Annotated in this window: 2 protein-coding genes; one reads left to right on the top strand and one right to left on the bottom strand. The window is 74.2% G+C overall.

Annotated elements, in window-relative coordinates; translation table 11 throughout:
• A partial coding sequence (locus ACLWS4_RS03130; RefSeq protein ID WP_416873282.1) for a hypothetical protein occupies nt 1-215 on the bottom strand: 215 nt, incomplete at its 3' end.
• Between ACLWS4_RS03130 and ACLWS4_RS03125 the strand changes: the two genes are divergently transcribed.
• Nucleotides 205-23,973 (top strand): EndoU domain-containing protein, encoded by a 23,769-nt coding sequence (locus ACLWS4_RS03125; RefSeq protein ID WP_416873281.1) that lies wholly within the window; start codon nt 205-207, stop codon nt 23,971-23,973. The genes ACLWS4_RS03130 and ACLWS4_RS03125 overlap by 11 nt on opposite strands.

Here is a 23,973-nt window from a genome sequence, read left to right as displayed (position 1 = left end):
CGGGAGGCCGCGGCGAAGCGGGAGGCTGCGGGGAAGGATTGGGTGACGCCCAAGGGTGAGGAGCCTGCTGGGGCGTCCGAGAAGTCCGGTGCGGCGGTGGGGGGTTCGGCTTCGTCGGAGCGGGTCAAGTCGCCGTCGGAGTCGGCGGCGTCTTCGGAGATGCGGGAGGCCGCGGCGAAGCGGGAGGCTGCGGGGAAGGATTGGGTGACGCCCAAGGGTGAGGAGCCTGCTGGGGCGTCGAAGAAGTCCGGTGCGGCGGTGGGGGGTTCGGCTTCGTCGGAGCGGGTCAAGTCGCCGTCGGAGATGCGGGAGGCCGCGACGAAGCGGGAGGCCGCCGGGAAGGATTGGGTGGCGCCCAAGGCCGAGGCCGATGCGGCGGCGGTGGAGAAGCCCGGCGCCGGATCGGCTGCCCGGCCCCGGGTGCCGGAGAAGCCTTCGCCGGAGGTGCGGGGCGAGGAGGCCCGGCTGACGGCGCAGAAGCACGCGGAGGTCATGGACCGCTGGCTGGAGCACAAGCGGCAGGACCCGGAGACCCGGAAACTGACGGAGCAGCGTGCCGAGGAGGCGCGCCAGGCGGCGGAGAAGCAGGCGGAGCGGCGGGCGGAGGTGGCCGCGGAGCGGCGGGAGCGGGCCGCTGCCGAGCGGGAGGCGTCCGAGCGGACGAAGGCGCAGGTCACGGAGGCCGAGGCCCGGGCCGACCACCGGCGAGCGGAGGCGGCGGCCGCCGAGGACGCCCGGTGGCGGGAGCTGTTGCAGGACCTGCGGGACAAGTCGGGTGGGAACTCCGGGACGATCGGGGAGATCTCCTTCGCCGAGGCCAGGGCCCGGATCACCCAGCGGGCCGATGCCGCGCTGCGCAAGCCCATGCGCGAGTACACGGGGCCGGCGGACTTCGAGGCGATGGACCGCTACCTGGCACCCCACCTGGTGGCTGCCGAGGCCGAGGCCTGGCACGAGCTGGCGCGCGAACTCGGCATCAACGTGGGCTCGTTGGCTCGGCAGGGCCTCATGCCGACGTTCCCCCGGAACCTTCCGGAGCGGCCCGGCGGGAGGGTCGCCTTCGAGGCAGAGGCGTCCGCCGTCTCGAAGACCGGACCGGTCGGGGACAAGGGCAAGGGCCTGGCCGTCGAGCCGGTTGAGACTGTCGAGGCCGGCAAGCCCGGCAAGCCCGTCGTGAAGGAGCCCGAGGAGGAGATCACGGTTCTGCGGGCTCCGAACCCGGACGAGACCTGGGCGCAGATGGAGGCCCGGGAGGCCCGCGAGCTGGCGGCGGCGATCGAGCTGTCGACGCGGCTCCGGCAGGAGTCGAGCGGGGGCGGGGGTCCGATCACCTCGGCGTCGGCCGTGTCCGGGAGTCGGACCGGGCCGACGCTGACGCCCGAGGCCAAGGCGAAGCTCCTCCAGGTCCCCACGCAGGCCCTCGACGAGGTCTCCCCGGCGGAGGGGGCGGCGTCGACTCAGCCGGAGGTGCCCGTCGTCGCGCAGCCGGAGGCGCCGTTCACGGCGCAGGAGTTGATCGACGAGCTGGTCGGCCTGATGCCCGGGGTTCCCCAGGCGCCGGCGGGTCTGCTGGGTCCGGACGTGTTCGGTGACCGGGTCGTTCCGCCCGCTCCGGAGTTCCTCCAGGGCTACGACTACCGGCAGTTGAAGTCGGAGTCCCGGGTGGCGTTCTTCCGGGCGCTGGACCTGGCGCGCGCGACCGCGCCGACGGCCGAGGGGCTCGCCCCGGAGACGCTGGGCCAGCACCCGGAGTCGGTCGTCGAGTCCAGTGGGATCCGGACGATGTCGCGGAGTACCGGTTCGGGGTTTCTGCGGAAGTGGGTGCGCATTCCGCGGCTGGTGCACTCGATCTGGCTGGGCGGCCCGCTGTCGGCGGACAACGAGCACACCGGCCCGTTCATGACCAATGTGCAGGACTCGGCGGACGGTCCGGGCCAGGAGTACACCCATGTGATCTGGACGGACGTCACCCGTGCGAGGGTCGCCGAGGCCAGGGCGGCCGAGGGGACGGGCGACGACACGCCCGAACTCGCCACCGTACGGGCGATGGTGACGTGGGCGGGGACCCGACCGCGCGGGAACGTGGTGCTGGTCAACGTCGACGAGGTCTTCTCGGCCGAGGCGCCGATGAGCCTCGAAGCGGCCTACAAGATGGAGACGGCGAAGCGCCTCGGGCAGGGGTACGCCTCGGCGAGCGACATCCTGCGACTGGAGGTCCTCGGCCGGTTCGGCGGGATCTACACCGACGGCGACAACCGCCTCCGGACCGACCCCACCCCGGCGGTCCGGCGGATCGTCGAATCCGACCAGGGCTTCGCCGTCGCCAAGGTCGGCAACGCCGGCATGGCGAACGCGGTGCTGATCGCCCCGGCCGGGCACCGCGCCGTGCGGCAGCACCTGGAGGTGCTGCGCCGCAACTACCTGCGCAGCTCGCACGAGAACACCGTCCGCGGAGGCTACTTCCAGTACCTGGACCGGATGTCCGTGTCCAAGACCGACTTCCGCGAGGCGGACAAGATGGCGGGGGAGGACCCCGTCTGGGTGCAGGGCCACACGGAGGAGCGGGACAAGAACGCGGTCCTCTACCTGAGCGGGACCGGCATCAACATCTGGGCGGACCTGGCGCACGGCCTGGGGCTCAAGGGCCCCGGCAGGCTCCCGGTGGTCGAGCCGGGTGTGTTCGAGATCGGGGTCGGGAACACCTGGGTGCCGCGCGAGCAGCCGGCCGCGGAGGCGGAGCCGGCGGAGGGCGACCAGCAGCCCGAGGCGCCCGACCGCGCGGCGACACTGCTGGCGGCCCGGAACATCATCAACACGCTGATCCGCGAACTCTCCTACCAGAACGGCAAGTTGGCGCTGAGCGAGGTGGCCGCGCGGGTCGCCCGGCACCCGCAGCCCGCGTTGCTGTGGGACACGGTGATCGGCTTCCTGGCCGGCCATCCCGAGCTGCGGACGCGGGTGCAGTGGCGCACCGTCCAGAAGTACGACGCGGGGACGAGGCCGATCGGCGCCCCGGTTCCGCTCCCGCCGTGGTCCGCCGGCCTCCTGGCGCCCGAGCCAGGGGAGGTCGAGGGGATCAAGACCGGGCGGGGTGTCGAGCGGGTGCGCATGCTGGCGCCCGAGGAGGTGCCGCCGCCCGCCGCGACGGGGGTGCTCCAGGTCCCCACCCAGGCCGTCGACGGTGTGGTCCCGGCGGTGACCGACCTGGACCGGGCCCGCGAACAGCTGGCCGCCGTGGGCGCGGGGGCGGAGGAGCAGGCCGCGATCGGCGCGCGCCTGGACGACCTGGTCGCGGCGCTGGACGAGATCGGTGCGGGTGCGGAGGGCCGGCAGGGTGTCGGCACGGCCTTGCAGATGGGTTCCTTCCAGCAGGCGTTCGCCGGGCTGGGCCAGGCGCAGCGTCTGGAGGTGCTCCGGCTGCTGGCGCAGGCGCTGCGGGACGGGCTGGAGCCCGGCGCGCAGCCGATGCTGGCGCTGCTGGTGACGGTGCTCCTCGCGGCTCAGCAGATCCGGGACGAGGTGCCGGTGGCGGCCGCGGGGGAGTCCCCGCGCGACCTCGCCAGGCGGTTGACCACGTTCGCCGACGGGATCCTCGCGGGCGCGGTCGCCTGGGCCCGTGAGTCGATGCGGGGTGTTCCGACCGCGCCGTACGCGGTGGTGGCGGTGGCGGGCTACGGCCGCACCGACCTGACGCCGGCCGCCGACCTGGACTTCGGTCTGCTCGGCGCCCAGGCGGACGCGGCCTGGCTGCGGTCGCTGACCAACCTGGCGGCCGGCTGGCTGGACCTGGCCCGCCAGTTCCTGCCGGTGAACGGGTCGGCGGCGGCGCCGTTCCAGGCCGACATCATGTGGTTCAACCCCAATCTGGCGGTCTTCGACCCGGAGGCCGTGCTGGAGCACGCGCTCGCCGCTTCGGCGGACGAGCTGACGCCCAAGCACGGTGTCATGCACGACACCCGGCTGATCGAGCTGGCGCCGCTCACCGGCGCCCTCGCCGCCTTCACGTCGCACGAGGGCCAGCGGGAGCTCTTCCGGAGGTTCGCCCAGGAGCGGAGCGGGCGCGGCGACGCCGAGGTGGAGTGGGCCGCCCTGCGGGAGTCGCTCGCCGGCCTCCCGCGTCCGGAGACTCTGGCGCAGGTGAACAGCGTCAACGTCAAAACCGGCTTGATGCGCCAACTGACCGTCGCCACACGGCACCTGTATGCCGCGTACCGGGCGGTGGCGAAGCCGGACACGCCGTGGCGGCTCAGCACCGGCGAGCGGCTGGAGGAGCTGATCGCGGGGAAGGTGCTGTCGGGGCCGCTCGGCCGACAGCTGGTGGACGCCTATGTGCTGGGCCTGAGTCTGCGGCAGCGGTTGCACCAGGCGTACGGGGGTGAGCGGGACGAGGTCGCGACGGCCCAGGTGGCCGAGCCGCCGAACGGGCTGGAGCGCCTGCTGCCCGAGGAGCAGGAGCAGTTGGCGGCCGCGATCGGGGTGCTGCACGAGGTGCAGGGGAGCCTCGGAGCCCTGTGGTCCAAGGTTCAGTCCTCGGCGCCGTCGCGCTGGAAGACCCTGTTCGGACGCCGTCCGGTGGCGGACCAGTCCGTCGGCCTGGTGCCGGACACGGTCGAGCCGGGTGAGTTGTGGGACGCGGATCTGGAGCTGCCGCTGGTCGGTGGCGGCAGTGTGCGGCTGGGTGATGTCCAGAGCCTGACCATCGTGGCGCCGGAGACGGGCCTTCCGCAGGGGCGGGCGTTCCACACGGAGGACGAACTCGCGCAGCGGCGTGAGGTGTTGAGGAACTTCGACCTGGGGCGGCGGTGGCTGCTGGAGGTCGACGGGCAGGGACGTGTGGTGACGGGGTACCGGAAGGTGCCGTGGGGGACGGGCGGTCGGCGTTACCTCGCCCTGCTGCACGGCAACCGGGACTTCGCGGTGCTGCCGCTGTCCGGCCCGGTCGGCACGGTGAAGGTGACCGCTACCGGGCTGGCCCGGACGCTGCGGCGCAGGCCGAGTATCCAGCAGTTGGCGGCGGGTGACGAGATCGTGCTGGCCGCGTGTGACGCGGCGCTGCCCGCTTCGGATGGCGGGCCGTCGCTGGCGCAGGAGGTGGCGAACGCTACCGGTCGGGTGGTGTGGGCGCCGACGGGGAAGATCGCGGCGCTGTCGACCGACCTGGACGCGGACGCCGGGTTCCTGATGTACCCGGCCGCCGACGGCACCCCGGGTGCCTGGATCCGCTTCACGCCCAACGGTGTCGATCCCTCCCAGGATTCGGAGGAGTCGCACCCGGCGGGCGTGTCCGAGGTGGGCCCGGTGCCGCGTGGCACGGCTCCGCTGGCACCGTCGCAGAGTTCGACGGGCGTCGTGATGACGGGCGTCGAGGACTCCGAGGAGGAACAGTCCGAGTCCGAGGAGGACGCGGACGACCTGGAGGAACTGGACGACCTGGAAGAGCTGGATCCGGCGGAGGGGTTCGCGTGGTCGCAGCAGCCCCAGCACCCCGGGAACCAGGGTGAGGGGTCGGGGTCTGTCCAGGCCCAGGTGTCGACCGTCATGCAACCGGAGGCGCCCTTCACGGCACAGGAGTTGATCAACGAGCTGATCGACCTGATGCCCGGGGCTCCGCAGGCGTCGGTGGCGCCGGTGGGTCTGCTGGGCCCGGACGTGTTCGGCGACCGGATCGTCCCGGCCGCGCCGGAGTTCCTCCGGGGTTACGACTACCGGAAGTTGAAGTCGCGGTCCCGGGTGGGGTTCCTCCGGGCGCTGGACCTGGCGCGCGAGACCGCGCCGACCGCCCAGGAGCTCACCCCGGATACCCTGGGCCTGCACTCGGGGTCGGTCGTCGAGTCCGACCAGTCCCAGACGATGCCGCGCAGGTCGGGCCCGATTCACCTGCCGAAGCCGGTGCGCATTCCGCGGCTGGTGCACTCGATCTGGCTGGGCGGCCCGCTGTCGATGGACAACGAGCACACCGGTCCCTTCATGACCAATGTGCAGCACTCGGCGGACGGTCTCGGCGAGGGGTTCACCCATGTGATCTGGACGGACGTCACCCGTGCGCGGGTCGCCGAGGCCAAGGCCGCGGCGGCCGCGGGGACGGACGACGTCCCGGCTGAACTCGCCACCGTGTGGGCCATGGTGGAGTGGGCGAGGAGCCGGCCGAACCGGAACGTGGTGCTGGTCAACGTCGACGAGGTGTTCTCGGCCGAGGCTCCGATGGGCCTGGAGGCGGCCTACAAGATGGAGACCGCCAAGGGTCTCGGGCAGGGGTACGCCTCGGCGAGCGACATCCTGCGACTGGAGGTCCTGAACCGGTTCGGCGGGGTCTACACCGACGGCGACAACCGGCTGTTGAAGGACCTGGACCCCGAGGTCCGGCGGATCGTCGAGTCCGAGCAGGGCTTCGCCGTCGCCAGGGCCAGTGCCGCGACCACGGTGCCGAGCGCCACGACCAGCACGATCGGTACGACCACCGGGTTCACAAAGACCACCAGGACCTCCAAGGGCGGCCTGGCGAACGCGGTGCTGATCGCCCCGGCCGGACACCGGGCCGTGCGGCAGCACCTGGAGGTACTGCGCCGTAACTACCTGCGCCGCTCGAACGAGAACACCGTCCGCGGGGTGTACTTCCAGTCCCGGAAGCCGTCGCACATTTCCGGTGCCGACTTCCGGGAGGCGAAGACGTGGGTGAAGACGGACCCTGGCGAGCCGACGCGCCACACGGACGACGGGGAGAAGAACGCGGTCCTGTACCTGAGCGGGACCGGTGTCAACATCTGGGCGGACCTGGCGTACGGCCTGGGGCTCAAGGGCCCCGACGCACTCCCGCTGGTCACCTCGGAGATCTTCGAGATCGGCACCGGGAACACCTGGGTGCCGCGGGAGCAGCCGGTGGCGGCCGTCCGGCTGCCCGAGGTGCCCGACCGCGCGGCGACGCTGCTGGCGGCTCGGCGCATCATCAACACGCTGATCCGCGAACTCTCGTACCAGAGCGGGAAGCTGGCGCTGAGCGAGGTGGCCGCGCGGGTCGCCCGGCACCCGCGGCCCGATCTGCTCTGGGACACGGTGATCGGCTTCCTGGCGCACCACCCCGAGCTGCGGGAACGGGTGCAGTGGCGCACCGTCCAGAAGCTTGACGGGGCGACGAAGCCGACCGGCAGTCCGGTCGTCCTCCCGCCGTGGTCCGACAGCCTGCTGGTCAGGGTGGAGGAGGCCAAGCCCAGGGCGGGCGTCGAGCGGGTGCGCATGGTGGCGCCCGAGACTGTGGCGCCGCCCGCCTCGACGGTACCCGCGGCGGGGCTGCTCCAGGTTCCCACCCAGTCCGTCGACGGCGTCGCCACGGTGGTGGAGACCGCTGTTCAGGAGCAGTCCGACCTGGACCGGGCCCGTGAACTGCTGGTCGCCGTGGGTGCGGATGCGGGGGAGCGGGCCGCGATCGGTGCGGGCCTGGACCGGCTGGTCGCGGCCTTGGACGGGAGCGGTGCGAGCGCGGAGGACCGGCAGGGCGTCGGCACGGCCTTGCAGATGGGGCCCTTCCGGCAGGCCTTCGCCGACCTGGGGCAGACGCAGCGTCTGGGCGTGCTCCAGCTGCTGGCCCAGGCCCTGCTGGACGGTCTGCGGCCCGGGGCGCAGCCGATGGTGGCGCTGCTGCTGACGGTGCTCCTCGCGGCTCAGCAGATCCGGGACGAGGTGCCGGTGGCGGCCGCGGGGGAGTCCCCGCGTGACCTCGCCAGGCGGTTGACCACGTTCGCCGACGGGATCATGGCGGACGCGGTCGCCTGGGCCCGTGAGTCGATGCGGGGTGAGGCCACCGCGCCGTACGCGGTGGTGGCGGTGGCCGGTTACGGCCGTACCGATCTGACGCCGGCCGCCGACCTGGACTTCGGTCTGCTCGGTTCCCAGCAGGACGCGGTGTGGCTGGAGTCGCTGACCAAGCTGGCGGCGGGCTGGCTGGACCTGGCCCGCCAGTTCCTGCCGGTGAACGGGACGGTGTCGGCGCCGTTCCAGGCCGACATCCTGTGGTTCAACCCCAACCTGGTGGTCTTCGACCCGGAGGCCGTGCTGGAGTTCGCGCTCGCCGGTCCGGGAGGTGAGCCGGGGCCCACACACGGTGTCATGCACGACACGCGGCTGATCGAGCTGGCGCAGCTGCCCGGTGCCCTCGCGGCCGTCACGTCGCGGGAGGGCCAGCGGGAGCTCTTCCGGACGTTCACGGAGGAGCGGGGCCAGCGCCTCGACCCCGAGGTGGAGTGGATCGCCCTGCGGGAGGCGTTCGACCGTCTCCGGCGTCCGGAGACGCTGGCGCAGGCGAACACCGTCGACGTCAAGGCCGACTTCATGCGGCAGTTGACGGTCGCCATGCGGCACCTCTATGCCGCTTACCGGGCGGTGGCGAAGCCGGAGACGGAGTGGCGGCTCAGCACCGGCGAGCGGCTGGAGGAGCTGATCACGGCGCGGGTGCTGCCGGCGGCGCTCGGCCAGAGGCTGGTGGACGCCTACAGGTTGGCCCTGAGTCTGCGGCAGCGGCTGCACCGGGCGTACGGGGGTGAGCAGGACAAGGTCGCGACGGTGGCGGCGGCCGGGCCGCTGAACGGGCTGGAGCGCCTGCTACCGCAGGAGCAGGAGCAGTTGGCCGTCGCGCTCGGGGCCCTGCGTGATCTGGAGGGGAGCCTCGACGCCCTGTGGGTCAAGGTCAGGCCCCCGGCCCAGGCTCCGTCGCGCTGGAAGAACCTGTTCGGGCGCCGTCCGGTGGCGGACCAGTCCGTCGGCCTGGTGCCGGACACGGTCGAGCCGGCCGAGTTGTGGGACGCGGAGCTGGAGCTGCCGCTGGTCGGTGGCGGCAGTGTGCGCCTCGGTGACGTCCAGAGCTTGACCATCGTGGCACCGGGGACGGGCCTTCCGCAGGGTCGGGCTTTCCACACGGAGGACGAACTCACGCAGCAGCGTGAGGTGTTGAGGAGTTTCGACCTGGGGCGGCGTTGGCTGCTGGAGGTCGACGGGCAGGGCCAGGAGGTCACCGGGTACCGGAAGGTGCCGTGGGGAACGGGTGGGCGGCGCTACCTCGCGTTGGTGCACGGGAACCGGGACTTCGCGGTCCTGCCGCTGTCCGGCCCGGTCGGTACGGTGAAGGTCACTGCTACCGGGCTGGCCCGGACGCTGCGGCGCCGGCCGAGTGTCCAGCAACTGGCGGCGGGTGACGAGATCGTGCTGGCCGCGTGTGACGCGGCGCTGCCGGCCTCGGACGGTGGGCCGTCGTTGGCGCAGGAGGTGGCGAACGCTACCGGCCGGGTGGTGTGGGCGCCGACGGGGAAGATCGCGGCGCTGTCGACCGACTTGGATGCGGACGCCGGGTTCCTGATGTATCCGGCCGCCGACGGTACGCCGGGTGCCTGGATCCGCTTCACCCCGAACGGCGTTGGGGCTGTTTCAGCCTCGGACGAGTCGGTGGGCGCTTCCGAGGCGGGCCCGGTGTCGCGTGGCACGGCTCCCCAGGTGCCGTCCCAGAGCTCGACGGGCGTCGCGACGACGGACGTCGTGGAGGAGCAGCCCCAGCTCCCTGAGAATCAGGGAGAAGGGTCGACCCAGGCGCAGGCGCAGGCGCAGGCACCGGAACCGCCCTTCACGGCCCAGGAGTTGATCGACGAGCTGGTCAGCCTGATGCCCGGCGGCCCGCAGGCGCCGGCGGCGCCCGCGGATCCGCTGGAGGCCATGCTGGGGCCGGACCTGTTCGGCGACCGGGTGGTCCCGCCCGCCCCGGAGTTCCTCCAGGGGTACGGCTACGACCAGTTGAAGTCGGAGTCCCGGACGGCGTTCTTCCGGGCGCTGGACCTGGCGAGCGAGGCGGCGACGCCGACGGCCGAGGGGCTCGCCCCGAAGGCCCTGGGCCAGGACCCGGAGTCCGTCATCGAGTCCGGGGCGCTCCAGACGGTGCGGCGCAGGTCGGGGTCGATGCACCTGCCGAAGCGGGTGCGCATTCCGCAGCTGGTGCACTCGATCTGGCTGGGCGGCCCGTTGTCGGCGGGCAACGCGCACACCGGCCCCTTCATGGCGAACGTGCAGGAATCGGCCGACGGTCTCGGCCGGGAGTTCACCCATGTGATCTGGACGGACGTCACCCGTGCGCGGGTCGCCGAGGCCGCGGCGGCCCTGGGGACGGACGGCGACACGCCCGAACTCGCCACCGTACGGGCGATGGTGGCGTGGGCGAGGAGCCGGACGCACCGGAACGTGGTGCTGGTCAACGTCGACGAGGTCTTCTCGGCCGAGGCGCCGATGAGCCTCGAAGCGGCCTACAAGATGGAGACCGCCAAGGGTCTGGGGCAGGGGTACGCCTCGGCGAGCGACATCCTGCGACTGGAGGTCCTGGACCGGTTCGGCGGGGTCTACACCGACGGCGACAACCGGCTGTTGAAGAACCCCGTTCCCGAGGTCAGGAGGATCGCCGACTCCAAGCGGCACTTCGCCGTCGCCACGGCCAGCCTGGCGGATGCGCCGGGCGCCAGGACCGGCACGACCGCCAGGGGCGGCCTGGCGAACGCGGTGCTGATCGCCCCGGCCGGGAACACGGCCGTGCAGGAGCACCTCAGGGTGCTGCGAAGCAACTACCAGCGCAGCTCGCACCAGAACACCTTCCGCGGGGAGTACTTCCGGCCCCGGGGGCAGGAGGACAACACCGAGGCCAACTTCCAGCAGGCGGACGTGGTGGCGGGGCCCCCGGTCTGGGTCCAGAACCACACGGAGGAGAACGAGAAGAACGTGGTCCTCCACCTGAGCGGGACCGGTGTCAACATCTGGGCGGACCTGGCGTACGGCCTGGGGCTCAGCGGCCCCGGTGCGCTTCCCGTGGTCGAGCGGGGCGTGTTCGAGATCGGGGTCGGGAACACCTGGGTGCCGCCGAGGCCGTCGGCGGTGGCGGGCGTCCAGTTGCCCGAGGTGCCCGACCGCGCGGCGACGCTACTGGCGGCCCGTCGCATCATCAACACGCTGATCCGTGAACTGGTGTACCAGAACGGCAAGCTGGCGCTGAGCGAGGTGGCGGCGCGGGTCGCCCGGCACCCGCGGCCCGAGCTGCTGTGGGACACGGTGATCGGGTTCCTGGCCCGGCACCCCGAGCTGCGGGACCTGGTGCGGTGGCGCACCGTCCGGAAGGTCGGCGCGGGAACCGGGCCGGCCGACCAGCCGGTGGCGCTCCCGCCGTGGTCCGCCGGTCTCCTGGTGCCCGCGTCCGAGCCGGTGGCGGGGTTCACCGCCGGGTCGGATGTCGAGCGGGTGCGCATGGTGGCGCCCGGGGAGGTGCCGCCGCCCGCCGCGACGGGGGCCGTGGCGGGGTTGCTCCAGGTACCGACTCAGTCCGTCGATGGCGTCGCCACGGTGGTGGAGACCGTTGTTCAGGAGCAGTCCGAGCTGGACCTGGCCCGCGAGCAGTTGGTCGCGGCGGGTGCGGATGAGGGGGAGCGGGCCGAGATCGGCGCGCGGCTGGACGAGCTGCTGGCGGCGTTGGACGAGAGCGGTGCGGACGCGGAGGACCGGCAGGGTGTCGGTGTGGCCCTGCAGATGGGGTCCTTCCGGCAGGCGTTCGCGGACCTTGGTCAGACGCAGCGCGTGCAGGTGCTCCGGCTGCTGGCGCAGGCGCTGCGGGATCGCCTGGGGCACGGGGCGCAGCCGATGGTGGCGCTGCTGGTGACGGTCCTGGCCGCGGCGCAGCAGATCCGGGACGAGGTGCCGGTGGCCGCCCCGGGGGAGTCGCCGCGTGACCTGGCCAGGCGGTTGACCGGGTTCGCGGACGGCATCATGGCGGACGCGGTCGGGTGGGCCCGTGAGTCGATGCGGGGGGCTCCGACCGCGCCGTACGCGGTGGTGGCGGTGGCGGGCTACGGTCGTACGGACCTGACGCCGGCCGCCGACCTGGACTTCGGCCTGCTCGGCTCCGACGAGGACGAGGTCTGGCTGCGGTCGCTGACCAACCTGACGGCTGGCTGGCTGGACCTGGCCCGCCAGTTCCTGCCGGTGAACGGGTCGGTGCCGGCGCCGTTCCAGGCCGACATCATGTGGTTCAACCCCAACCTCAGGGTCTTCGACCCCAGGGCGGTGCTGGCGGGCTCGCTCGCCGCTCCGGGGGAGGAGCCGGGCCTGAAGCACGGTGTCATGCACGACACCCGGTTGATCGAGCTGGCGCCGCTGTCCGGCGCCCTCGCGGCCGTCACGTCGTCGGAGGGCCAGCGGGAGCTGTTCCGGACGTTCACGGAGGAGCGGGGCCGGCGCATCGACCCCGAGGTGGAGTGGATCGCCCTGCGCGAGGCGTTCGACCGTCTCCCGCGTCCGGAGACGCTGGCGCAGGTCGACAGCGTCAACGTCAAGGCCGACTTCATGCGGCAGTTGACGGTTGCCACGCGGCACCTCTATGCCGCCTACCGGGCGGTGGCGAAGCCGGACACGCCGTGGCGGCTCAGCACCGGCGAGCGGCTGGAGGAGCTGACCGACGGGAAGGTGCTGCCGCCGGACCTCGGCCGGCGGCTGGTGGACGCCTACCTCCTGGCTCTCAGCCTGCGGCAGCGCTTGCACCGGGCGTACGGGGGTGAGCAGGACAAGGCCGCGACCGCGCAGGTGGCCGAGCCGCCGAACGGGCTGGAGCGCCTGCTACCGGAGGAGCAGGAGCAACTGGCCGCCGCGCTCGGGGCCCTGCACGAGGTGCAGGGGGGCCTGAATGACTTGTGGACCAAGGTCAAGGCCTCGGCCCCGTCACGCTGGAAGAACCTCTTCGGGCGTTCCCGTCCGGTGGACCAGTCCGTGGCGCCGGTGGTCCACAGTCCGGTGGTGCCGGACACGGTCGAGCCGGGTGAGTTGTGGGACGCGGATCTGGAGCTGCCGCTGGTCGGTGGCGGCAGTGTGCGGCTGGGCGATGTCCGGAGCCTGACCATCGTGGCGCCGGGGACGGGTCTTCCGCAGGGTCGGGCCTTCCACACCGATGACGAACTCACACAGCGGCGCGAGGTGTTGAGGAACTTCGACCTGGGCCGGCGGTGGCTGCTGGAGGTCGACGGGCAGGGACGCGTGGTCACCGGGTACCGGAAGGTGCCGTGGGGGACGGTCGGTCGGCGTTACCTCGCCCTGCTGCACGGCAACCGGGACTTCGCGGTCTTGCCGCTGTCCGGCCCGGTCGGCACGGTGAAGGTCACGGCGACGGGTCTGGCCCGGACGTTGCGGCGCAGGCCCAGCATTCAGCAGTTGGCGGCGGGTGACGAGATCGTGCTGGCCGCGTGCGACGCGGCGCTGCCCGCTTCGGACGGCGGGTTGTCGCTGGCGCAGGAGGTGGCGAACGCGACGGGTCGGGTGGTGTGGGCGCCGACCGGGAGGATCGCGGCGCTGTCGACCGACCTGGACGCTGATGCGGGCTTCCTGATGTACCCGGCGGCCGACGGCACGCCGGGTGCCTGGATCCGCTTCACCCCGAACGGTGTTGAGCCCGCCCAGGCCTCGGACGAGTCGGTGGGCGCCTCCGAGGCGGGCCCGGCGCCGCGTGCCAGCGTTCCCCTGGTGCCGTCGCAGAGTTCGACGGACGTCGCGATGACGGGCGTCGAGGAGACGGGCGTCGAGGGCGAGGAGGAGGACGAGCTACCGGCCGCGAACTCCCGTACGGACAAGGGCAAGGGCAGGGTCGACGAGGTCGCCGAGGAGGACCTGGACAACCTGGAGCGGCTTGATCTGGAGGAGGCGATCGCGCGTTCGCGGCGGCCCCAGTACCCCGGGAACCAGGGAGAGGGATCGGGATCGGGATCTGCCCAGCCGGCGGTGCCGGTGCAGGTCGTCGTGCAGCCGGAACTCCGTTTCTCGGCCCAGGATTTGATCGACGAGCTGATCGGCCTGATGCCCGGGGTTCCGCAGGCGTCGGTGGCGCCGGTGGGTCTGCTGGGTCCGGACGTGTTCGGTGACCGGGTCGTCCCGGCCGCCCCGGAGTTCCTCCAGGGGTACGACTACCGGAAGTTGAAGTCCGAGTCCCGGGTGGCGTTCTTCCGGGCGCTGGACCTGGCGAGCGGAACGGCGCCGACGGCCGAGGGGCTCGCCCCGGAGGCCTTGGGCCTGGAGCAGGGTTCGGTCGTCGAGTCCGGACGGCTCCAGACGATGTCGCGGAGTACCGGTTCGGCATTTCTGCGGAAGCGGGTGCGCATCCCCCGCCTGGTGCACTCGATCTGGCTGGGCGGCCCGTTGTCGATGGACAACGAGCACACCGGCCCGTTCATGACCAATGTGCAGGACTCGGCCGACGGTCTCGGCCAGGGATTCACCCATGTGATCTGGACGGACGTCACCCGTGCGCGGGTCGCCGAGGCCAGGGCGGCTGCGGGGACGGACCGGGACACGCCCGAACTCATCACCGTACGCGCCATGGTGGAGTGGGCGAAGGCCCGCCGGCACCAGAACGTGGTGCTGGTCAACGTCGACGAGGTCTTCTCGGCCGAGGCGCCGATGAGCCTCGAAGCGGCCTACAAGATGGAGACCGCCAAGGGCCTGGGGCAGGGGTACGCCTCGGCCAGCGACATCCTGCGACTGGAGGTCCTCCGCCGGTTCGGCGGGGTCTACACCGACGGCGACAACCGGCTCCAGGCCGACCCCGCCCCGGTGGTCGAGCGGATCGTCAACGCCCGGCGGAGCTTCGCCGTCGCGAAGGTCGGCAACGCGGGCATGGCGAACGCGGTGCTGATCGCCCCGGCCAGGCACCCGGGTGTGGAGCAGCACCTGGAGGTGCTGCGCCGTAACTACCTGCGCAGCTCGCACGAGAACACCGTCCGCGGGATGTACTTCCAGTCCCGCGACCGGGCGCACATCACCGCCGAGGAGTTCGAGGAGGCGGAGGAGTGGGTGGGGAAGGTCCCCGCCGAGGCGCAGCGCCACACGGACGACGGGGAGAAGAACGCGGTCCTCTACCTGAGCGGGACCGGTGTCAACATCTGGGCGGACCTGGCGCACGGCCTGGGGCTCGACGGCCCTGAAGCGCTCCCGCTGGTCCCCTCGGAGATCTTCGAGATCGGCACCGGGAACACCTGGGTGCCGCGGGAGCGGCCGGCGGCGGCCGTCCAGTTGCCCGAGGTGCCCGACCGCGAGGCCACGCTGCTGGCGGCCCGTCGCATCATCAACACGCTGATCCGCGAACTCTCCTACCAGAGCGGGAAGCTGGCGCTGAGCGAGGTGGCCGCGCGGGTAGCCCGGCACCCGCGGCCCGACCTGCTCTGGGACACGGTGATCGGCTTCCTGGCCCGGCATCCCGAGCTGCGGGAGCGGGTGCAGTGGCGCACCGTCCAGAAGTACGACGGCGCGACGAAGCCGGTCGGCACTCCGGTCGCCCTCCCGCCGTGGTCCGACAGCCTGCTGGTCAGGGTGGAGGAGGCCAAGCCCAGGCCGGGCGTGGAACGGGTGCGCATGCTGCGGCCCGAGGACGTGCCGCCGCCCGCCGCGCCGGTGCCCACCGCGGCACCGGCGGGGCAGCAGCAGGTGACCGAAGAGGAGGAGGCGACCGGACAGGAGGAGACGGCCGACGGCCAGGCCGGTCAGGCACCCGGCCGGCAGTTCCACGCGCCGACCGGCGGCACCGACGGCACCGACGGCATGACGGCCGGCACCACCGCGCCGACCCGCGGCACACCCCAGCAGCAGGCCGTGCCGCAGCCGCCCGCGGCGACGGACCCGGCGAACTTCCCCGGCTGGCAGCCCTTCACGACCGCCCAGGGGACGGCGGCCGAGCCGCTCCGCCCCGACCGCACGCCGCGCCCCGGCCCGGGCCCGCAGACCGACCCCAACGGGGTGGTGCGGGACCACGGCGGTTGGCAGCTGAAGCCGACGGCGGTCCCGGGGGCGCCGATCACGCGGTTCCCGGGTGCCTGGCAGCGGCCGGTGGCGGCGCCGGAGTGGACGTACTACCCGGAGGACTGGAGCGCCGACACGGTCCTGCGGCACGTCCAGGCGGCGATGCGGAACAATCCGAGCGTCGCGCCGGGGCCGGACGGCCTGGACCGGGCGGTCGGCTGGTCCGGGAGCCTGTGGGTCGAGGCGGTCCTGGACCAGCAGGGCTACATCCTGTACCACCACCCGCTCCCCAACTCCCCCGCGCCGTACGCGGCGTGGCAGGAGGAGGCGGTGGTCGGCCGGGGCGACCGGGTCGACCTGTTCGGGTACCCGGGTGTGCTGCTCCAGCGGGTGCGGTTCGACAGCGGGCAGGACGGCTTCGAGTTCACCGTCCGGCTGCACCTGGAGCCGTCCGCGGGCATGACGCCCGCCGAGCTGGACGCGGTGCGGCAGCAGGTGCGGACGCTCATGGCCGACTTCACGGCCGGGCAGCAGGTCGGGGCCTTCGACCGGCTGCTGAACGTGGGCGTGGAGTTCACCGAGGAGGCGGGCGACGGCGTCACCACGCTCCCGGTCGCGCCGGGCGCGGTGCCGAGCCTGGCGCAGGTGCTGCCGCGGCAGTTCAGGGAGGCGGCCGGAACGGTCGACCTGGAGTTCGTGACGGGGACGCAGCTGCGCAAGTCCCCGCCGGTGCGGGAGGTCCACGTCGGCGGGGACTGGACGGCCGGGCTGCGCCCGTCGTTCACGGCTCCGGCCTGGGACCGCCCCGGCCGGGGGCTGCCCCCGGAGTGGGGCACCGCCGAGGCCCGGTACGCCGCCCACCACGTGCTGCGGACGGGGACGGCCGAGGTCGTCGGCGAGGCGGCCGCGGGCCGTCCGGCCCCCGAGGTCCGCCGCGGCCGGTTCGCCGGGGTGCGGCTGAACGTCCGGGTCGAGGACGGCGTCATCACCGACGTCTGGGGCGAGCCGCACCAGAAGCTGCGGCCGCAGCTGACCGCCCCGGTGGCCGGCACCGAGGCGGTGTTGGTCCCCGCGCAGGAGGTCAGGCCGCCGCAGGACGCCTTCATCCGGGCCATCACCGCCCGGGAGCTGGAGTCCTTCGACGCCCGCCGGGTCCGGCTGCCGGACGGGGACACCGAGACGGTGCTGACCGTCCGGCTGTACCTGGACCTCGAAGCGAAGCTGGACCTCGCGGACGGGCCGACGGCCGCGGCCGTGGAGGCTCTCCGGGAGGCGGGCCGGGAGGGGGTCGAGAAGGTCTACAACACCGGGCAGCGGCTGCCCAGCGGCGATCTGCTGCGGGTCGAGGTCGAGTTCGTCCCCGACCGGTCCACGGCGCACCACACGGTCGCCGTCCGGGAGCGCCAGGACCGGGCCAACCACCGGACCTGGGGCCTGAACACCGGGGCGCGGACGATCGCCCACGAGATCGGCCACCTGCTCGGCCTGGACGACGAGTACCGGGAGGCGGGTTCCACGCCCCGGCCGATCCATCCGGACGACAGCGGGATCATGGGCGGCCGGCAGACCGACCGGTTCGGACGCCCCTGGCTGGACATGAACCACCTCCACGAGGGCCCGCTGGAGGTCCTCGCCCCCTTCGCGCCGCCGGCCGCCCGCAACCTGCGGCAGCTCGGCGGGGTGGTGGACGAGGCCTTCGGCGAGGACCGCGGCCCGACGCCGGTCGGCGACGCGCCGACCCGGGCCCGGTTCCGCGAGGAGGTGCTGCGGCGCGCCCTGTACGGCGGTCCGGGCGGGCGGGACGGCCACCTGGTGCCGCCGCGGGGGTCGACCCGCCCCCGGCCGGAGCGGGTGCCGGGGTCGCAGGAGCGCAACGGGACGTTCAAGGTGGTCGGCGGGCCCGCCGACGCGGCGGCCACGCAGGTCGGCGCCCTGGCCGGCGACCTGCCCGGCCCGCGCCGGAACCGGACGGTGTTCCCCGAGCACTGGACGGCGGACGACGCGGTGTACGCCGCCGAGCAGGCGTACCAGCACGCCCTGCGCACCGGCCGGGTCACCGCGACCGGCCTGCACTCCCACCACTGGGTCGGCGAGTACGGCGGGGTGCGGATCGAGGGCCGGATCCGGGCGGGGGAGTTCGTCTCCTTCCGTCCCTCCGACGACCAGAGCGGGCTGGACACCCCGGCGTACATGCCGTGGCGCCCGACCGGTGGGGCCTTCGGCGCCCGGGTCGAGGACCTCGTCCGGTACGGCGACCGGCAGACCCTCACCGGCGTCCACGACGAGCCGGAGAGGGCGGCCGCCACGGCGCACGGCGTCAAGGTGGGCTCGGTGCTCGCGGAGAACGACAACGGCACCTACCGGGCCGACGTCTGGTTCCTCGACGCGGCCGTGACCCCCGGCGCCCCGATGGCGAAGTTCCCGTCGCGGTGGCACCAGCACGCGGACGGGGAGACCCACACCCTCTACCCGAAGGCGTGGACGCCGTCGCGCGTCCTGTCCGCCGTGGAGCGGGCGTACGCGGCCCGGCACACCTCCGAGCCGCTGGACTCCGGCGCCGTGCGCTGGGTGGGCGAGGCCGACGGCGTGCGGATCGAGGGGATCACCCGGGACGGCCGGCACCTGACGCACCGTCCGACCGCCCGGCAGCCGCTCACCGACTGGTACGCGCCCCCGGCGGCGTCCACCGGGCCCGATCTGCGCGGCCGCCGGGTCCGGACGGTGGACGGACAGCTGGGCATCGAGGTCGCGGCACCGGTGCACCTGCGGGTCGCGGCGGGCGCCACGCCCGCGGCGGTCGCGGACGCCCGCAAGCGGCTCCAGCGGGCCGCCGACGACTTCGTCCGGCAGCACCGTGCCGCCGGCGACCCGCCGGTCCTGCTGACCCTCGACTTCGTCGACACGGAGGCGGACGCCCTTCCGGGCGCGGTGGCCGGGGCGGACTCCCTCCCCGACGGCGCCGGGCTGGACGTGCTCCTGCCCGGTGCGGCCGGGGCGCTGACGCCCGGGTTCTCCGCGACGGTCGCGGGCAGCGCGGGCCCGGCCACGGCCACCGCCAGGGCGCAGGCCGGGTACGGACAGCGGGCGCTCGTCGAACCGGAGTTGGCGGAGCCCGCGGCACCCGGAACGGGCACCCGCCCGGCCACCGTCACCGAGATGGCGGGGCAGCAGTGGATGATCGACGGGGCCTTCGCCCCGACGCTCGCGGGGAACGCCGGGCGGGGACTGCCGTCCGGCTGGACGCCGGGCGAGGGCAGGTACGCGGCGCTCCAGGTGCTCGCCGGCTGGCGCGGCCGGCGGCGCGAGCTCGTGAAGGGCCGCTTCAACGGCGTCCCGATCGAGGTCCGGACCGAGAACGGGCGGATCGTGGACTTCCGCGGCCTGCCGGACCGGAGTGTCCCGGCCCAGTTCACCAAGGCCGTCCCCGAGCCGTCCGGCCAGGGCCCGGTCTTCCCGACCGGCCCGCGCCACGCCCCCGAGTCCTCCTCCTCGTCGTCCTCGTCCTCCGCGCCCGCCGGCGCGATCCCGCAGCCGGCGCAGGACCCGGCGACGGCGCTGCTGCCGGGCCACGCCTCGGCCGAGGCCGTACCGGACGACCCGGCGGCGCAGCCGTTCGAGCTCCGGCGCGGCCCGCTGGTGGAGGGCGGCGAGGACGTCACCGTCCTCGTCCTGCGCGTCCACCTGGACGGCTCCGGCCTGACCGGGGAGGACGCCCGGGCCAGGGTCGCCGCGCTGGGCGCGCGGACCCGGGACGCCGCCGCGCGGTTCGACAACCGCACCAGGCTCCCGGACGGCACCCCGCTGCTGGTGCGGGTGGAGTTCGTGGACGCCACCGGCGATCCGCACCGGACGGTGCTCCTGCACGAGCGGAGCGTCGCCCAGGACGCCGGGAACTGGCACCTGGAGATCTCCCGGGACGCGCTGGTCCACCAGCTGGGCCGGGCCTTCGGCATCTCCGTCACGGAGTACGCGGGCGGCGGCACGACCCACGTCGTCCCGGCGCCGTCGGTCCGCGTCCTGCGCGAACTCGGCGAGCTCGCGGACGACCGGCTGGGCCGCCTCGGGCACGACACCGAGGACGGCGAGTCGCCCCGGACGGAGTTCGCCGACGGCGTCCTGGAGGCCGAACTCGGCCCGGCCGTCGGGACGCGGGGCGGCCACCTGCCGTCGGCCATCGGCGAGGAGGGGGCCGAACAGCTGGAGCTGGTGCGCCGTCACGCCAACGGCACCCTGCTGGTGGAGACCGGCGCGGGCCGGCGCACCCTGTTCCCCGAGCACTGGACCGCCGCCGAGGCCCGGTACGCCGTCGAGCAGGCGGCCGTCGACGCGGTCCGCAACGAGACCTTCCGGGTGACCGAGAACGGGATCTTCTGGCAGGGCGTGTACGAGGGCGTCCGGATCGAGGGCAGGTCGGACGAGGACGGGACGGTCACCGCCTTCCGCCCGGCCGCCGACCAGCGCGGCCTGGTGGCGCCCGCCCACGCGCCGGGCGCCGGCGCGGTCGACGTCCCGTCGCTCGACGGGGCCCCGGTGCTCACCCCGGACCAGCTGCGCGTGTTCGGCGAGCAGGCCAGGCGGGAGGGCGGCACCGGGCTGCCCCCGGAATGGACCCGGGAGCAGACCCGCCACGCGGCCCTGTGGGTGTACGAGCAGCAGAACGGCGAGGCGAGGGGACGCAACGGGGACGAGCTCGTCACCGGCGCGTACGGCGACGTCCGGATCAGGCTGCTGGTCCGCAACCGGCAGATCATCGACTACTGGGCCGAGCCGGGGCAGCGCTTCGACGCGACCGAACCGGCCGAGCCGGTACGGGTGCTGGCCACGGCGGAGGTGCGTCCGCCGGTCCGCCGGTTCCTGCGCTCGCTGCAGGCCCAGTTCATCCAGTCGTACGAGGTCCGGCGGGTGGTGGACGCCGACGGGGACACCCGCACCGTCCTGACGGTGCGGGTCCACCTGGAGGCCGACGGCCTGACGGGCAGCCGCGCCGAGGCCGAGCGGGGCCTCGACCGGGTGCGGCTCAACGCCGAGGCGGGCGTCCGGGACGTCTTCGGCCAAGGGCTGCGGCTGCCCGACGGCAGCCTGCTGGAGGTCGCGATCCGGTTCGTCGACCGGGAGAGCGCCCACCACGTCGTCGAGGTGCGCTCCTACACCTCCCAGGAGCACGCCCAGCACTGGGGCGTGGACTCCCCGCCGAGGGTGATCGGCCACGAGGTCGGCCACCTGCTCGGCCTGGCCGACGAGTACCGGCGCCGGGGTGCCGGCCCGCAGCCCGTCCACCCGGAGTTCGGTCTGATGACCGCGCCCGGGAGCGACATCTACGGCCGGGTCTGGTACGACGCCGGGCACCCGGTGGAGCTGGGCGTCACGAACCCGGCGGTCTCGCTCCGGCCGCACAACCTGAACGAGCTGGGCGCGGTCCTCGACCGGGTCTTCGGAACGGACCTCCGGCCGGTGCCGGCCGGGGAGTTCCCGGTGCGGGCCGCCTTCGGCGAGGACGCGCTGCGGACCGCGCTCTTCGACGGGCCGGACCGGACGGGCGGGTACCTGACCCCGCCGGCGGAGTCGGGGCGGCGCAGGCTGCCCCGGGTCGGCGCGGAGAACCCCAACGGCACGTACCGCGCCGACGCGGGCGAAGCGGCGCTGGACCGGTACCGGACGATGTTCCCCGAGCACTGGACGGCCGAGGACGCGGTGTACGCGGCGCGGCAGGCCTACCTGCACGCCCGCCGCACCGGCGGGATCAGCGGGCGCGGAGACCTCGCGCAGCGCTGGGTCGGCGAGTACGACGGCGTGCGCATCGAAGGCCGGATCCGGTCCGGGGAGTTCATCTCCTTCCGCCCCGCCGAGGACCAGTCCGGGCTCACCGCGACGGCCCCCGCGCCCGAGCCCGCCACGCTGCCCTTCGGCCACCGGGTCGAGGACCTCAACCGCTACGGCGACCGGCACACCCTCACCGGCTTCCACCACCGCGCCCGGCTCCGCGGGGCCCTCGCGGTGGACCCGGCGGACCACGGCCTGCACCTCGGGCCGGTCCGGCCGCCGCGGGCCAACGGCACCTACCGGGCGCCGGTGTACTTCCTGGACCCGGGGATCGCGCCGGGCGCGCCGCTGAGCGAGTTCCCGTCCCGGTGGCGCCGCCCCGAGAACCAGGAGGCCCGGACCTTCTACCCCGAGTCCTGGGTGTCCGAGGACGTCCTGGAGCGGGTCGACCGGGCCTACCAGGAAAGGCTGTTCGAGGAGGTGCTGCCGGACGGCGCCGTGCGCTGGGTCGGGGTGGCCCACGACGTGTGGATCGAGGGCGTCACCCGGGACGGGCGGCACCTCGTCCACCGGCCCACCGACTGGCAGCGGTCCCGTCGGGAGACCGGGGCCGGGGCGGTCCCGGTCTGGGAGCGCCCCCTGGTGCGGGACGACGTCGACTACTCCATCGGCTACCGCCGCGTACGGCCGGGCGGGGCCGGCCTGCCGGACACCGAACTGGTCGTCCAGGTGCGGGACCACGGCGACCTGACCGCCGAGGAGCGGGCCGGGCTCCAGCGGCTCGCCGACGAGCAGGCCGCGGAGCTGTTCCCGGCCACGGCTCAGCCCGGCGGCCGGCCGGTCCGCATCCGGCTCCGGTTCGTCCCCGAGGCGGACGGCCCGGAGGCGATGCCGCCGGTCTCGTCCTTCCCGAGTGCCTTCGTGCGGCAGCTGCGGTCGCGGCTGGAGGAGGCCGAGGAGCTGGTCGCCGGACTGCACGGCACGCCGGCGCCGGAGCCGCCGCTGCTCGCCCCGGTGACCCCGGGCACGGGCGAGCGCCCGGCTACCCGTACCCGCCTCCAGGACCTGGAGGCGGCGGGCATCGACGCGCCGGCCCTCGACCCGGCCCTCGCCCACGCGCTCGCCCTCGCGGACGAGCGGGCCGAGGGAGCCGAGAGGCCCGGGGGACTGCCCACCGCGTGGACGGCCGCCGAGGGCGGGCACGCGGCGCGCATGGTCGCGCGGGAGCACCTGGCCGAGCTCGGGGACGGGCGGACGGGCACGGTCACCGGGCGGTTCGCCGGGGTGGAACTCCGGGTGACGCTGGAGGACGGCCGGATCGTCCGCTTCGCGGGCACGCCGGGCCAGACCTTCGAGAACCAGCGCCGACCGCGCCCCGCCGGGCAGCAGCCGCCGGCACTCATGGCGCTGCGCCCGGCCACCGGGCGGCAGCTCCGGGATCCCGGGAACGACGGGCCGCACGAGGCCGTCGAGCAGGAGCAGCCGGCCGTCGTGGAAGCGGCCCCGGTTGCCCCGGTCACCCCGGACGCGGCGCCGCCGGTGCGGCCGCCGGCGGCCTTCGGTGCGGCCCCGGCCGTCCAGGCCGCCCCGGCCAGCACCGGCTCCGCCCCGGCGTCCGCGACCCCGCCGCCGGTGGTCCCCGCCGGGCCGCCGCCGCTGCCCGCGCTGGGGGGCCTGCGGTTCGACGGGACCGGCCTCACCGGCCGCCCCCCGTACGCGAGTTCGGCCGTCCGGGCCGGTTCGCCGTCGGACCCGCAGGAGTCCCGGATCCCCTGGGACACCGTCCGCGCACTGCTCAACCGCGCCTACCGCCAGGAGCGCGGCCGGCTGCTGCCGATGCTGCGGGAGTGGCTCGCCCCCGAGCACGTGGCGGCGGACCTGCTGGCCGAGGCGGACACGCTGGTGGCGGCCTTGCCGTCGGAGCTGTTCGCCGGGCTCCCGCACGAGGAGGACGCCCGACTGCTGCTCCGGGCCGGGTACGTCCTCCACGGCTCCTCGGCGGACCCGGGGGAGGAGGCCGCCGCGGCGGAGCAGGCCCGGGCCGAGCTGGCCGCCGCCCTGCTGGACCTGCTGGAGCCGCTGCGCGACCCCGCGCCGGACCCGGCCGCGGTCGAGCGGTCCCTGGACGGCCTGCGGGACGCCGTCTCCGCCCTGCCGGACCCGACCGGGGCCGCCGTGCGGGACGTCCTGGCCAGGATCGCGCGGACGCGGACGCGGATCACCGCGACCACCCCGCTGCACGAGGCCAACTCCCTGGTGAACGAACTGGCCGACCGGCTGATCGGCCAGGACGTGCGCCGCCTGCTGGGCGTGCCGACGGGCGACGGGGACCTCGAGTTCCTCGCCGGCCGGATCTTCCACGAGGCCCACGTCGTCCGCGACGACTGCTTCGACGTGAGGACGGTGCGCCATGCCCTGCGCGGCCTGTAG

It is taken from the genome of Kitasatospora sp. SC0581 (assembly GCF_048159585.1).
Classification (GTDB): Bacteria; Actinomycetota; Actinomycetes; order Streptomycetales; family Streptomycetaceae; genus Kitasatospora.
The sequence above is the reverse complement of the archived record's forward strand: the minus strand, read 5'-3'. Positions and strand labels throughout refer to the sequence as shown.